Origin of the sequence: Streptomyces sp. ACA25, assembly GCF_028200735.1 — a bacterium.
GTDB lineage: Bacteria > Actinomycetota > Actinomycetes > Streptomycetales > Streptomycetaceae > Streptomyces.
In genome coordinates this window covers 181842-195885 of the sequence record NZ_JAQKPV010000002.1, presented here as the reverse complement: position 1 = coordinate 195885, position 14044 = coordinate 181842, and the positions used below count along the sequence as shown (strand labels likewise).

Genomic DNA, 14044 nt, shown 5'->3' with positions numbered 1-14044 from the left:
CTCGACGCGGCCGGACGCCGGAGCCGGCGGGTCCGGGCAGGCCGTTCGGACACCGCCCGGATCAGAGCAGCATCCGGGTGCGCCGCATCAGCCGGACCACCGAGTCGTCGGCCGCGCCGGCGACCTCGTCGTACCCGAACCAGCGCAGCTCCAGCGATTCGTCACTGATCGCCGGCGGCTTCCCGTCCGGGGCCACCACCGCGTACTGCACGTCCAGATGCCAGGCGCACGGGGTGCGGTGCCGGTCCAGCCGCACCGGCCCGGGCAGCAGCCGCAGCCCCGGCAGCCCCGACTCCTCGGTGGCCTCCCGCAACGCGGCACCGGCCAGCGTCACATCCTGGGGCTCACAGTGCCCGCCGGTCTGCAGCCAGCGCCGCAGCTTGCGGTGCAGGGTCAGCAGCACCCGCTGCCGCGGCGGGTCCACCACCAGCGCGCTTGCGGTGAGGTGGCCTTCGCCGCAGGACTTCCACATGCCGTCCCGGTGAGCGGCCAGGTGGGAACGGTACTCCCGGGCCAGCCGGCCCTGCTCCGGATCGGGGGCCGCCCAGCCGCTCAGCACCCGGACAGCGTCCTCGTGCAGCCTCACCCGGCGCGACCGCCCTCCGGCGCATCGCCCTCGGTGCCGCTGCCGCCGCGGTCCTTGCCGTCCGCCGCATCCGGACCCTCGCCGGCCGTGCCGGACGCCGGCTCGTCCTCGGCCGCATCCCCCAGCATCCGGTCCAGCTCGGAGAAGTCGGGCTGCTCACGGTGCACGAAGCCGTCGGGGTCGTCGAGGTCACCGGCGGTCGGCAGCATGTCGGGGTGCGCCCAGAGCGCGTCGCGCCCCTCGGAGCCCCGGGCGTCGGTCAGTGAGGCCCACAGCCGGGCGGCGTCGCGCAGGCGGCGCGGCCGCAGTTCCAGCCCGATCAGGGTGGCGAACGTCTGCTCCGCCGGGCCCCCGGAGGCGCGGCGGCGGCGCAGCGTCTCCCGCAGCGCGGAGGCCGACGGCAGGTGCGGTTCGGCCGCGGCGTGCACGACGGCGTCCACCCAGCCCTCGACCAGTGCCAGTGCGGTCTCCAGCCGGGCCAGCGCGGCCTTCTGGCCGGGGGTGTCCTCCGGCTGGAAGAGCCCCTGCTGCAGCTTCTCCTGCAGCTCCTCGGGACGGCTCGGATCGAGCTGCCCGACCATGTCCTCCAGTTTGGCGGTGTCCACCTCGATGCCGCGCGCGTAGCCCTCCACCGCGCCGAAGAGGTGCGACCGGAGCCACGGCACGTGCTCGAAGAGCCGCTGGTGGGCGGCTTCCCGCAGCGCGAGGTAGAGCCGCACCTCGTCCTGGGCCACGCCCAGACCTTCTCCGAACAGGGTGATGTTCCGGGGCAGCAGGGCCGCCTTGCCCGCGGGGCCGAGCGGCAGCCCGATGTCGCTGGAACCGACCACCTCACCGGCGAGCACCCCGACGGCCTGCCCGATCTGCGTGCCGAACATCGCGCCGCCCATGGACCGCATCATCCCGAGCAGCGGGCCGGCCATGGCCTGCATCTCCTGAGGGAGCACCTCGCCCATCGCGGTGCCGACCCGCTCCGCGACCGGGTCCACCAGTTCCTTCCACACCGGCAGTGTCGCCTCGACCCACTCGGCGCGGCTCCAGGCCACCGTCGAGTGGGCGCCCGAGGGCAGGGAGGTGACCGCGTCCAGCCAGAGGTCCGCAAGCCGTAGCGACTCCTCGACCTGTGCGTGCTCCCGCGGTCCGACGGCGGCGTCCTTGGACCCGTCCGGGCTGCCCTGGGTCACCGACTGCCGGGCCACATTCCTCGCCAGGTCCCAGTTCACCGGGCCGCCCTCGTAGGACAGCATCTGACCGAGCTGCTGGAAGGCCGCGCCCAGATCCTGCGGCTGCATCCCTCCGGCTCCCAGCGAGCCGAACATCGCGGCCAGCGGATTGTCGGCGGGGTCGGGGCCCCCGCCCCGCTTCTTCCTGGACTCGCCGTCCTCCGGCTCCTCCGGCGGGAGGCCGAATCCGAATGGGTTGTCGCTCACGGAAATCCTCGGCTCTTGTGTCGTCGGACGGGGAATCGGACGGTCCGGCCGGCCGGCCGGTCAGGAAACGCGCACGATCCGGTGGTCTGTCCCCCCAGCCTAGAGGTGTCTCAGGCAGGATGGGGGGCGCGCACGTCGTACCGAAACAACCGTTGGAGACGTCTTGTGAGTTCCCCGGAACCGACCGTTCGCGCAGCGCGAAAAGCCCCCGCGGCCGGGCTGACCGTCGCGGTCACCGGCGCCGCGGGCGGCGTGGGCGCCCTGCTCACCAGGCGTCTGGCGGGCGCCGAGGGAGTCAAGCGGGTGCTCGCCCTGGACGAGCGGCTGGGTGACTTCCACGGGATCCACGCCACCGGCGGGGCCCAGGCCGCCGGAGCCACGCCCGCCGGCGAAGCGACCGCCGGCATCGAGTGGCACACCCTGGATGTCCGGGATCCGCTGATCGCCGAGCGGCTGCGCGGGGACGGCAGTCCGGTGGATGTGGTGGTGCACCTTGCCGTGGACCTCGATCTGGAGGCGGACCCTGCCGCCCGCAGCGCCTACAACGTCCGCGGTACCCAGACCGTGCTCACCGCGGCGGCTGCCGCGGGCGTCCGGCGTGTCGTGCTGTGCACCTCGGCGATGGTCTATGGAGCGCTGCCGGACAACGAGGTGCCGCTCTCCGAGGACGCCGAGCTGCGGGCGACCGCGGAGGCCACCGGGGTCGGTGACCTGCTGGAGATCGAGCGGCTGGCCGAACGGGCCCCGCGGGCCCATCCCGGGCTGAACGTCACGGTGATGCGTCCCGCGGTGCTCGTCGGCGGGACGGACACCGCACTGACCCGCTACTTCGAGTCGCCGCGGCTGCTGGTGGTCGCCGGTTCGCGCCCGCGCTGGCAGTTCTGCCATGTCGAGGATCTGGTCAGTGCCCTGGAATACGCGGCGCTGGAGAAGGTCGAGGGCCAGGTCGCGGTGGCCTGTGACGGCTGGCTGGAGCAGGAGGAGGTGGAGGAGCTGTCCGGGATGCGGCGCATGGAGCTTCCCTCGACGGTGGCCCTGGGCGCCGCCGCCCGGCTGCACCGGCTCGGCCTCACCCCCTCCCCGGCGGGGGACCTGGCGTACACGATGCACCCCTGGGTGGTGAGCGGCAGCCGGCTGCACGAGGCGGGCTGGCGCCCGCGGTGGACGAACGAGGAGGTGCTGGCCCAGCTGCTGGAGGAGGTCGCCGGCCGGCACACCGTGGCGGGCCGCCGGCTGGGGCGCAAGGACGCCGCCACCACGCTCGGTGCCGCGGGGGCGACCGTGGCCCTGGTCGGCACGGCCGCCCTGGTCCGCCGGGCCCGTCGCAGGCGGCGCTGATGGCCGGCCGCCGGGCCGCGCGGGTGATGGGGCAGCATGGCGACATGCAGAACACCGATCCGACCGGTCCGATCCGCCTGCTGGCGATCCGGGACACCCCGCTCTCCGTGGACGAGGTCTTCTCCGCCGTGGGCGACGACGCCGCGGGCGGCACCGCGCTGTTCGCCGGCACGGTCCGGGACCACGACGGCCACGCGGAGGGGGCGTCCGTCACCTCCCTGGCCTATTCCGCACATCCGACGGCGGAGGGCGAACTGCGCCGGGTGGCCGAGCGGGTGGTGGCGGACTTCCCCGTCCTGGCACTGGCCGCCGTGCACCGGGTGGGGGAGCTGGCCATCGGCGACCTCGCCGTGGTGGTGGCGGTGTCCTGTCCGCACCGGGGCGAGGCGTTCGAGGCCTCCCGGAGGCTGATCGACGACCTCAAGCACTCCGTGCCGATCTGGAAGCACCAGACCTTTGCGGACGGCACCCAGGAGTGGGTCGGAGCCTGCTGAGCGGGTCCCCTCGCCCCGTCCGGCGCGGTATTGCTCCGGTTGCCCCGCCGACTGCTCCGGTTGCGCCACCCGCACGTACGGCCCAGCGTTGTTCCCGGGAGCTGCCGGCGTCCCGCGGACCCCGTCCGGGGAACGTCCGGCCGGGTGATGTGCTGACGCGGGAGGTTCGCTCATGGACGTGCTGTTGTGGTGGCTGATACCGGCGGCGGGGGCGCTGGGGGCGGGAGTCTGGAGCGCTCTGGCCGTCCGCCGGGGCACCGGATCGGGCGCTGTGCACGACTCCTCGGGGGTCAGCCGGCACCTCGCCTTCCGGGCAGCCATGGAGCGGACCGGGCGGGACCCCGGACCCGGGGGCGTCTCCGGCGCGGGCCAGGGTGGGTGACCAGGATCCCGGACGGCCCCGGCGGACGCTCGCCGGCGGCGTCACGTACTGTCGGGACATGCCTCGCCGTACCGCGACCCTGGTGACGTCAGCTCTGCTTCTCATAGCCATGTTGTCCGTCGCCGTGCTGGTCAGGGTGGATTACGCGGAGATGTCCCCCGGCCCCACCTTCAACACCCTGGGCTGCGGAAAAGGCGGCCGGGAGGACCTCGAGGCCGCCTGCGAGGCGGACGACGATCCGGTGCTCGCCATCGCGGACGCCGAGACGTACGAGACCAGCGGTCACCTGAACATGACGACCGTCCGGGTCACGGGCGTGGGTTACCGGATGAACATGCTCGAGGCGGTCCGGGGCTGGCTCTCCCCGGACAGCGCGGTGGTGCCGCACGGGACGCTCTATCCGGACGACCGCACGGCCGAGGAGGTCGACGCGGAGAACGCCGAGGAGTTCAGCCGGTCGCAGGAGAGCGCCAAGGTCGCCGCGCTGACCGAGCTGGGTTACGAGATCCCCACCCGCACCATCGTCTCCTCCGTGATCAAGGACAGCCCGTCGGAAGGTGTGCTGCACGCCGGGGACGTGATCCTGGCGGTGGACGGCACGGAGGTCGGGGAACCGGCGGAGGTCGCCGAGCTGGTCACCCGCCACGAGGCCGGCGAGGACGTGGTCTTCACCGTCGTGCGTGCGGAGGAAGCGGAGGAGGGGGAGCCTGCCGGCGAGGAGCCCGAGGTCACCGAGGACGTCACCGTGACCACGGCCGCCGCGCCGGACGACGGCCGCGCGATCGTGGGAATCCAGGCCGGAACGGGTCACGTCCTGCCGTTCGACATCGAGATCGAGCTCGCCGACATCGGCGGGCCCAGCGCCGGGCTGATGTTCGCCCTCGGGCTGATCGACAAGCTCACCCCGGACGACCTCACCGGCGGGTCCTTCGTGGCCGGCACCGGCACCATCGACCTCGAGGGCAACGTCGGGCCCATCGGCGGGGTGAGCATGAAGACCCTCGCGGCCCGCGAGCGGGGCGCCGACTTCTTCCTGACCCCGGAGGAGAACTGCGCGGCCGCGGCCGCGGACTCCCCGGACGGGCTGACCCTGGTGAAAGTCACCACGATGGACGACGCTCTGGACGCGCTGGCCTCGATCCGGGACGGGGACACCGGGAGCGTGGAGACCTGCGCGGCCCGCTGACCGGCCCGCCGGGGGCGCCCGCCGGCGGGCCGCGTCCGGCTCAGCCCTCGAAGGTGGCGGTCAGCGCCTCGGCGAGCCCGGGCACCAGATCCGGGCCGGTGAGCACCTCGGTGTCGGAGTCCTTCTCCCGCAGACGGATGGCCGATTCCCGCTTCCCGTCGCGCAGCACACCCACGGTCATCCGCACTTCCTGCCGGTCGGGGTGGGCAGCGACCCACTGGGCCAGCGCTGCCGCGTTCTCCTCGCCCCGCAGGTCCGCCGGCACGGACTCCTCGGCGGACGGCGGCAGCATCAGCCGCTCCACGGTCAGTGCGCAGCCCGCCACCGCGTCCGGCCAGCCGATGGTGGCCAGGAACTCGTCCAGGGGGGCACCGGCCGGCAGTTCGTCCTGCTCCACCGGGGTCAGTGAGCCCCCGGGCGGTGCGGGGGCGTCGTCGTCCAGCCCGAGCCGGTCGGCCAGTTCCGGTTCCTGGGAGCGGAGGCGGGTGGTGTCGACGAGGGCGAACAGGCGCGCGGGACGGTCCCAGCCGAGCCCGGCGGCGTAGGTGTCGATCTCCAGTACGGCCCGGGTGAGCGGGTTCACGGCCGCCTGGGCAGGTCGGGGACTGTCGAGAGGGATGTTGTTCATGCCTATATCGTGCCGTCCCCGACCCCGGAAACGGGAACCGAGTAAAGCTTCAGTAAGTTAGTCGAGTGGGCCCCTCATGTCCTGGGCCCTCCATCCACTGCGAATCTTTGAGGTGCGCACCTTGGCTTTCCAGATGCCGGACCGGGGCTCGGGCCGCCCCAACGGTCCTAACGGCCCCAGAGGTCCAAGAGGTCCCCAGGGGCCCGGCGGGCCCGGCATGCCGCGAATCAGTATGGGCCGACCCTCGGGCGGCGCCAAGACACTGCTGATCACTGCGGCCATCCTCGCCGGCCTCGCCATCTTGTTCGCGATGTTCGCGGGGTTCTGGACGGATTGGCTCTGGTATCAGTCGGTCGACTACACCAGCGTCTTCACCACGCAACTCCTCACGCGGATCGTCCTCTTCGCTGTCTTCGCCCTGCTGATGGCGCTGGCGGTCGGCTTCAACATCTGGCTCGCGCACCGGCTCCGGCCGCCACTGAGCGCGATGTCCATGGAGCAGCAGAACCTCGACCGTTACCGGATGAGCATCGCGCCCTACAAGAAGTGGGTGCTGCTCGGCGTCTCGCTGCTGATCGGGCTCATCGCGGGCGGATCCGCCTCCGGACAATGGCGCACCTGGCTGGAGTGGGTGAACGGGACCACGTTCGGGATCACCGACCCGCAGTTCGGACGCGATGTGTCGTTCTTCGCCTTCGACCTGCCGTTCTACCGTTTCCTGCTCGGTTTCGGTTTCGCGATCGTCGTGCTCTCGCTGATCGCCGCCGCGCTGGTGCACTACCTGTACGGCGGGCTGCGGATCACCACGCCGGGCAACCGGATCACCCCTGCGGCCACCAGCCACCTCTCCGTGCTGCTCGGCCTCTTCGTGGCGCTGAAGGCGGTGGCCTACTGGTTCGACCGGTACGGTCTCGCGCTGAAGAGCAGCGACTTCCGGGACGCCGAGGGCTGGACCGGGCTGCGGTATGTGGACGCCAACGCCTATCTGCCGGCGAAGACCATCCTGACGATCATCGCGGCCATCTGCGCGGTGCTCTTCTTCGCCACCCTGTGGCGCCGGGTGTGGCAGCTCCCGGTCATCGGCCTCGGCCTGATGGTGCTTTCCGCGGTGCTGATCGGCGGCGTGTACCCCGCCCTGGTGCAGCAGTTCCAGGTCCGCCCGAACGAGGCGGCCATGGAGCGGCCGTACATCCAGAAGCACCTGGACTCCACCAAGGAGGCGTACGGGGTCGCGGACATCGAGATGGAGAGTTTCGGCGGGCAGGAACCGGTGGCGATCACCGACGAGAACCGCGCCGAACTGCGGGACGACGTCAACCAGGCCGCCAGCATCCGTCTGGCCGACCCGAACGTCATCTCTCCGGCCTTCCAGCAGCTGCAGCAGATTCGCGGTTACTACCGTTTCGCCAGCACGCTGGACGTCGACCGGTACCCGACGGAGAACGGCGAGCAGGACACCGTGATCGGTGTCCGTGAGATCGACATCGAGCGACTGCCGGACCGGAACTGGATCAACGACCACTTCCGCTACACCCACGGCTTCGGTGTTGTCGCGGCCCGCGGTGACGACATCGCCGGCAACGGCACCCCGGTCTTCACCGAGGCGGAGCTGCCTCCGCAGGGTGAGCTCGGTGAGTACGAGCCGCGCATCTACTTCGGCGAGTCGACCACGAACTGGTCCATCGTCGGCGGTCCGCAGCCCGAGCTCGACTACATCCGGGGCGAGCAGAGCCCGGACGCCGAGGAGGTGCCGCCGCTGGAGGAGGGTGAGGAGCCCCCCGCCGAGGAGGAGGCCCCGGCGGAGGAGGAGGCACCGGCCGAGGAGGAGGCACCGGAAGAGGAGCCTGCCGACCCGAGCCGTGAGGTCGACTACAGCTACACCGGTCCGGGCGGTATCAGCCTGGGCAACTACTTCAACCGGGCCGCCTACGCCCTCACCATGGGCGAGCCGCAGATCCTCTACTCCGGAGCGATCGGCGAGGGTTCGCAGATCATGTACCGCCGGACCCCGCAGGAGCGGGTCGAGGCGGTCGCGCCGTGGCTGACGATCGACGGTGACCCGTACCCCGCGGTGGTGGACGGCCGCGTCCAGTGGATCGTGGACACGTACACCACCAGCAACGGGTTCCCGTATTCCTCCCGGACGATCCTGGACGAGGCCACCGAGACCGCGCTGACCGACGCGCAGCGGCAGGTGCTCGCCCAGCAGAACCAGATCAACTACATGCGCAACTCCGTGAAGGCGACGGTGGACGCGTACTCCGGCGAAGTGGTGCTCTACGAGTGGGAGGAGGGCGAGCCGGTCCTGGAGACCTGGAAGAAGGCATTCCCCGGCACCGTCACCCCCAGGAGTGAAATCAGCGAGGAGCTGATGGCGCACCTCCGGTACCCGCAGGATCTCTTCAACGTCCAGCGGGACCTGCTGCAGCGGTACCACGTCGACTCGGCCAGCCTGTTCTACACCGGCGGTGAGCGCTGGGAGGTCCCGAACGACCCGACGTCCCCGAACAACCCGGTGCCGGCCTACTACCTGAGCATCAGGATGCCGGGGACCGACGAGCGGTCCTTCTCGCTGACCACGACGTACAACCCGCGGGACCGCGAGACGCTGGCCGCCTACATGGCGGTGGAGGCGGACGCCCGCAGCGAGGACTACGGCACGATGCGGGTCCTCCAGTTGCCGAGCAACACCTCGACACCGGGACCGCAGCAGGTGCAGAGCCAGTGGAACGCGGACCCGGTCATCGCCGAGTCGATCAACATCATCCAGCGGGGCGACTCCGAGGTGCAGTACGGCAACCTGCTGACCCTGCCGCTCGGCGACGACCTGCTGTACGTGGAGCCGGTCTATGTCCGGGGTGCCGGTGCCGAGTATCCGCGCATGCAGAAGGTGCTGGCTTCGTACGGCGAGCAGACTGCCTACGAGGACAGTCTCGATGACGCGCTCGACGTGCTGTTCGGGATCACCGAGTCCGGTGAGGACGTCGAGCCGGCCGAGCCCGCAGAGCCGGGCGAGGAGCCCGAGGAGGCAGGGGAGGCAAGCCTCGCCGACCTCCTGAGCGACGCGTTCGAGGCCCGGGAGGATGCCGAGGCAGCTCTCGCGGAGGGCGACTGGTCCGCGTTCGGTGAGGCCCAGGAGCGGCTCAACGCCGCTCTGGACAGCATCTCCGAGCTGGACGAGGCCGCCCGCCAGGAGGACGCCGAGGACGAGGCCGAGGAGGACGAGCCGGACGACGAGTGACCTGCGCACACCCCGCGGAACGGGTCGTCAGGACCGTGGTAAGGTCTTGTCTGTCGCCCGAGAGGGAGACCCGCCGCGGGGTGGAGCAGCTCGGTAGCTCGCTGGGCTCATAACCCAGAGGTCGCAGGTTCAAATCCTGTCCCCGCTACCAAGGAAGGGCCCGGAGTCATCAGACTCCGGGCCCTTCGGCATGGCGTCCCCTCGCGGCGCGCGCCTCTGCGCCTCCGCACCGCGTGGCGGGCTCGCCGGGCCTCGCCGAGTGTCCCCCTCCCCGTCCGCCGTGCGGAGCCGCATGTGACGGAGCCGCATGTGACAGAGCCGCCCGGGAGGTGTCAAGGGTCCGTTTCCGGGCTACTCGGCAGTCCGGCACGGAGCCGGTCACCGGTCGGCTCCCGAAGTGCACTCCTGGGCATGAGTTCGGCTTTTCCGAGGGGAAGGAGCTGACCTGCGGTGTCAGTGGGTACCGACATACTTCACTCCGTCAGCAGGTCAACTCCCCAACCGGTTCCGCGTTTGGGTGTTGCCATATCGGGAAGTCGACAAACCTACGTAGTGACTTCACTGGCTGCGCTAACCCGGTGTACGCAGGTTTCAGGTGGTGCGACGATGGACCTTATGGGGGACAAGGCGAGGTTCGAGAACAGTGCCGTAGCGGCGCGGGAGGGTGCGAGGCTACTGCGACACGGAGAGCTGGACAGCGCGGAAGCACCGCTGCGCGCTGCCGCGGCGGACGGGGACCGCTCCGCCGCCAACAACTTGGGATTCCTGCTGCACCAGTCGGGGCGCGGCGAGGAAGCGGCCGACTGGTGGCGGATCGCCGCTGTGGCCGGCTCCGCTCCGGCCGCGCACTCGCTGGGCCGCTACCACCGGGAGCGCGGCGACGAGGTCGCCGCCGAGTACTGGCTGCGGCAGGCCGCGGAGTCCGGGCACGACTCGGCCGCCTACGCGCTGGCCGACCTGCTCGACCACCGGGGCGACCCGGGCGCCGCGGAGTGGTTCCGCACCGCGGCGGAGCGCGGCCACCGCGAGGGGGCCTACCGGTACGGCTGCCTGGCCGACGACCCGGTGACCTGGTTCCGGTTCGCTGCCGCGCGCGGCCACCGGCGGGCCGCGCTCCGGCTCGGAGTGCACATGGAGGAGCAGGGCGCGACCAGCGAGGCAGCACGGTGGTACCTGCAGGCGGCGGAGGCGGGAGAGAGCCGGGCGGCCTGCGCCCTCGCCTTCTTGTTGCGCGACGCGGGCGAGGCGGAGAGTGCGGAGGGCTGGTGGCGGCGGGCCGCCCGGGACGGCAACGGCAATGCCGCCAACGCCCTGGGCGCGCTGCACGCCGAGCGCGGGGAGCGGCAGGAGGCCGAACGCTGGTACCGCGTCGCCCTGGAGGCGGGCGACATCAACGGCGCGTACAACCTCGCGCTGCTCTGCGCCGGTCAGGGACGGATGGGCCAGGCCGAGCAGTGGTACCGGCGGGCGGCCTACGCGGGTCACCGGGAGGCCGCCAACGCGCTGGCCGTCCTGCTGCTGCAGCGCGGCGACGCGGACGGCGCCGAGCCCTGGTTCTCCAAGGCGGCCGAGGCGGGCAGCGTGGACGCGGCGTTCAACCTCGGCATCCTGCACGCCGGGCGCGGCGAAACAGCCCTGGCGCGCCGCTGGTACGAGCAGGCCGCGGTGGCCGGGCATGCCGAGGCGGCTCTGCAGATCGCCATCGAACGGATGAGGGACGCGGGGAGCCAGGAAGACCGGCAGGCCGCGGAGGAGCAGCTGCGCCGGGCCGCCGAGGGCGGCAGCCTGGAGGGTGCCTTCCGGCTCGCTGTGCTGCTGGAGCGCCGGTCGGCGAAGGCGGCGGCGGGATCGTCCGGGTCGCTCGGCACCGAGGAGAAGGACGGCGGGACACCGGAGCACGAGCACTGGTACGCCCACGCCGCCGGCCGCGGGCACCGGCGCGCCCAGGTCCGGCTGGGGATGTGCGCTGCTGCCCGGGGCGACGTGGTGGAGGCGGCCCGCTGGTACCGGGTGGCCGCCGAGGCGGGCAGCCGCAACGGTGCCTTCAACCTCGGGCTGCTGCTGGCCCGGGAGGGTAGCGAGCCGGAGGCCGCGCTGTGGTGGACCCGGGCCGCCGAGGCCGGGCACGGGCGGGCGGCACTCCAGCTCGCGCTGCTCGCGTCCCGCCGGGGCGACCTGGAGGAGGGCGGCCACTGGTGCACCCGGGCCATGGACCTGGGACCCGCGGAGGTCGCCGAGCGGGCCGCCAAGCTGCGCAACGCGCTGCGGCAGGAACTCACGGCCTGAGGCCGTCAGCCCGGTCCACGGCGGGGACCGGGCTGACGGCGGCCGTGTTCAGGCGGCGGGGTCCAGGGCGGCGTCGAACGCCCCACGTGCCAGTCGGTGCAGGAGCGCCGCGGTGTCCGCCCGGGCCGGCAGCGCGCCGGGGCGGGCGAAGTGCGGGGTGGAGTTCAGCAGCCCGAACACGGCGTGCACCGTGGCGCGTGCCTGTTGCTCCGGCAGGCGGGGGTGGACCGCCCGGATCACCGTGACCCACAGCTCCACATACTGCCGCTGGAGCTGCCTGACCTGCTTGCGGTCCGCCTCCGGAAGCTGGTCCAGCTCCCGGTCGTGCAGAGTGATGAGCGGACGGTCCTCGAGCGCGAAATCGATGTGGCCCGCGATGAGGGCATCCAGCGTGGCGACCGGCGGAAGGGCCTGCTCCGCGGCTGTCCGGACGCGCTCCAGGCCGCCGTCCCGCAGCCTGCTGCTGATGCCCACCAGGAGCTCGGTCAGCATCGCGTCCTTGCCGGGGAAGTGGCGGTAGAGGGCGGGCCCGCTGACGCCGACGGCGGCGCCTATCTCGTCCACGCCGACCCCGTGGAAGCCGCGCTCCGCGAAGAGCCGGGAAGCCTCCCGGAGAATCTGCTCGCGGCGGTCGGACGGGCGGCGTCCGCGAGCGGCTCGGGTGGTCGTGGGGCCAGTCATGGGGCCATTCTAGACAGGGCGGTTAGTGAGCGTTAACCTCGCTGTCCGGGCGGACACGTTAACGTTGATTAACACCACCGCCGGCAGCACGTCATCGACGCGACCCGTCTCCGACGTCTGCCGTCACTGACGTGATCCGTCACCGACCACGAGGGGCTGGAGGGCCATGCGGCAGGCACCGGTGCTGAGCAGCACCGTCGATCCGGGGTCCGGGGCACACCGGGCCAACGACAGCGCGCACCGCACCCTGGTGGGCCGGCTCCGGGAGAAGCTCGCCGCGGCCCGGCTCGGCGGCGGCGAGCGGGCCCGGGCCCGGCACACCGCCCGCGGCAAGCTGCTGCCCCGCGACCGGGTGGACGCCCTGCTCGACCCCGGCTCCCCCTTCCTGGAACTCGCCCCGCTCGCTGCCGACGGCATGTACGGCGGTCAGGCCCCGGCGGCCGGAGTGATCGCCGGCATCGGCCGGGTCAGCGGCCGGGAGGCCGTGATCGTGGCCAACGACGCCACGGTCAAGGGCGGCACCTACTACCCGATGACGGTGAAGAAGCACCTGCGGGCCCAGGAGGTGGCGCTGGAGAACCGGCTGCCCTGTCTGTACCTGGTGGACTCCGGAGGCGCCTTCCTTCCGATGCAGGACGAGGTGTTCCCCGACCGGGAGCACTTCGGGCGGATCTTCTACAACCAGGCCCGGATGTCCGGCGCGGGCATCCCGCAGATCGCCGCTGTCCTCGGGTCGTGCACCGCGGGCGGCGCCTACGTTCCGGCGATGAGCGACGAGGCCGTGATCGTCCGCAACCAGGGCACGATCTTCCTGGGCGGCCCGCCGCTGGTGAAGGCGGCGACCGGTGAGGTCGTCACCGCCGAGGAGCTCGGCGGAGGCGAGGTGCACGCGAAGGTGTCCGGTGTCACCGACCACCTCGCCGAGGATGACGCGCACGCCCTGCGCACCGTTCGCAACATCGTCTCCACCCTGCCGGGCCGCGGCCCGCTGCCGTGGACGGTGGAGCCCGCGGAGGAGCCGCGGGTGGACCCGGCCGGCCTCTACGGGGTGGTCCCGGTCGACTCCCGCACCCCCTACGACGTCCGGGAGGTCATCGCCCGGCTGGTGGACGGCTCCCGTTTCCAGGAGTTCAAGTCCGAGTACGGCACCACCCTGGTCGCCGGCTTCGCCCGGATCCAGGGGCACCCGGTCGGCATCGTCGCCAACAACGGCATTCTGTTCGCCGAGTCCGCCCAGAAGGGCGCGCACTTCATCGAGCTGTGCGACCAGCGCGGCATCCCGCTGGTCTTCCTGCAGAACATCTCCGGCTTCATGGTCGGCAGGTCGTACGAGGCCGGCGGGATCGCCAAGCACGGCGCCAAGATGGTGACGGCCGTGGCCTGTACCCGGGTGCCGAAACTGACCGTCGTGATAGGCGGCTCCTACGGGGCGGGCAACTACTCCATGTGCGGGCGGGCCTACTCCCCGCGCTTCCTGTGGATGTGGCCCAACGCCAAGATCTCCGTGATGGGCGGCGAGCAGGCGGCCTCCGTGCTGGCCACGGTCAAGCGGGACCAGATCGAGGCCCGCGGCGAGGAGTGGACCGCCGAGGACGAGGACGCCTTCAAGGCCCCGGTGCGCGAACAGTACGAGACCCAGGGCAACGCCTACTACGCCACCGCGCGGCTGTGGGACGACGGCGTGATCGACCCGATGGACACCCGCACGGTGCTCGGGCTCGCCCTCACCGCCTGCGGGAACGCACCGCTCGGCGAGCCCGGCTACGGCATCTTCCGGATGTAAGGGGAACCA

General features: G+C 72.0%; 11 protein-coding genes and 1 tRNA gene. 8 read left to right on the top strand and 4 right to left on the bottom strand.

Features of this window, described 5'->3' with window-relative positions; translation table 11 throughout:
• Positions 1-61: 61 nt before the first annotated feature.
• Positions 62-586: an NUDIX hydrolase gene (locus PJ985_RS04595; protein ID WP_271682223.1), complete on the bottom strand. Its 525-nt coding sequence runs from the start codon at positions 584-586 to the stop codon at positions 62-64.
• Entirely contained in the window at positions 583-2016 is a 1434-nt protein-coding gene (locus tag PJ985_RS04590; RefSeq protein WP_271682222.1) for a zinc-dependent metalloprotease, read from the bottom strand. The genes PJ985_RS04595 and PJ985_RS04590 overlap by 4 nt, the downstream gene beginning before the upstream one ends.
• Before the next feature lie 165 nt (positions 2017-2181).
• On the opposite strand from PJ985_RS04590, the gene PJ985_RS04585 reads away from it, so the two are divergent.
• The 4 genes from PJ985_RS04585 (at position 2182) to PJ985_RS04570 (ending at position 5416) form a co-directional block, all read left to right on the top strand.
• On the top strand, positions 2182-3354 hold the full coding sequence (locus tag PJ985_RS04585) for an SDR family oxidoreductase (protein ID WP_271682221.1): 1173 nt from the start codon (positions 2182-2184) through the stop codon (positions 3352-3354).
• Between the two features lie 44 nt (positions 3355-3398).
• On the top strand, positions 3399-3848 hold the full coding sequence (locus PJ985_RS04580; RefSeq protein WP_271682220.1) for a molybdenum cofactor biosynthesis protein MoaE: 450 nt from the start codon (positions 3399-3401) through the stop codon (positions 3846-3848).
• 172 nt (positions 3849-4020) lie between these two features.
• Positions 4021-4230, top strand: a complete 210-nt coding sequence (locus PJ985_RS04575; RefSeq protein ID WP_271682219.1) for a hypothetical protein — start codon at positions 4021-4023, stop codon at positions 4228-4230.
• A 58-nt stretch (positions 4231-4288) separates the two neighbouring features.
• Complete coding sequence (locus PJ985_RS04570; RefSeq protein ID WP_271682218.1) at positions 4289-5416, top strand: YlbL family protein; 1128 nt, start codon at positions 4289-4291, stop codon at positions 5414-5416.
• 40 nt (positions 5417-5456) lie between these two features.
• On the opposite strand, the gene PJ985_RS04565 is transcribed toward PJ985_RS04570, so the two are convergent.
• Complete coding sequence (locus PJ985_RS04565; protein WP_271682217.1) at positions 5457-6044, bottom strand: PPA1309 family protein; 588 nt, start codon at positions 6042-6044, stop codon at positions 5457-5459.
• 133 nt (positions 6045-6177) lie between these two features.
• Here PJ985_RS04565 and PJ985_RS04560 point away from each other — a divergent pair, with 133 nt between their 5' ends.
• The 3 genes from PJ985_RS04560 to PJ985_RS04550 all read left to right on the top strand — a co-directional run bounded on the left by PJ985_RS04560 (position 6178) and on the right by PJ985_RS04550 (position 11571).
• Positions 6178-9285, top strand: coding sequence for a UPF0182 family membrane protein (locus PJ985_RS04560; protein WP_271682523.1), 3108 nt, complete (start codon positions 6178-6180; stop codon positions 9283-9285).
• Positions 9286-9359: 74 nt separating this feature from the next.
• Positions 9360-9436: transfer RNA gene (locus tag PJ985_RS04555), tRNA-Met, on the top strand.
• 455 nt (positions 9437-9891) lie between these two features.
• Positions 9892-11571 (top strand): tetratricopeptide repeat protein, encoded by a 1680-nt coding sequence (locus PJ985_RS04550; protein ID WP_443033404.1) that lies wholly within the window; start codon positions 9892-9894, stop codon positions 11569-11571.
• A 48-nt stretch (positions 11572-11619) separates the two neighbouring features.
• Here PJ985_RS04550 and PJ985_RS04545 read toward each other — a convergent pair whose 3' ends face one another.
• Complete coding sequence (locus PJ985_RS04545; RefSeq protein ID WP_271682216.1) at positions 11620-12252, bottom strand: SACE_7040 family transcriptional regulator; 633 nt, start codon at positions 12250-12252, stop codon at positions 11620-11622.
• A 166-nt stretch (positions 12253-12418) separates the two neighbouring features.
• Between PJ985_RS04545 and PJ985_RS04540 the strand changes: the two genes are divergently transcribed.
• Positions 12419-14035, top strand: coding sequence for a carboxyl transferase domain-containing protein (locus PJ985_RS04540; protein WP_271682215.1), 1617 nt, complete (start codon positions 12419-12421; stop codon positions 14033-14035).
• The last annotated feature ends 9 nt before the right edge of the window (positions 14036-14044 follow it).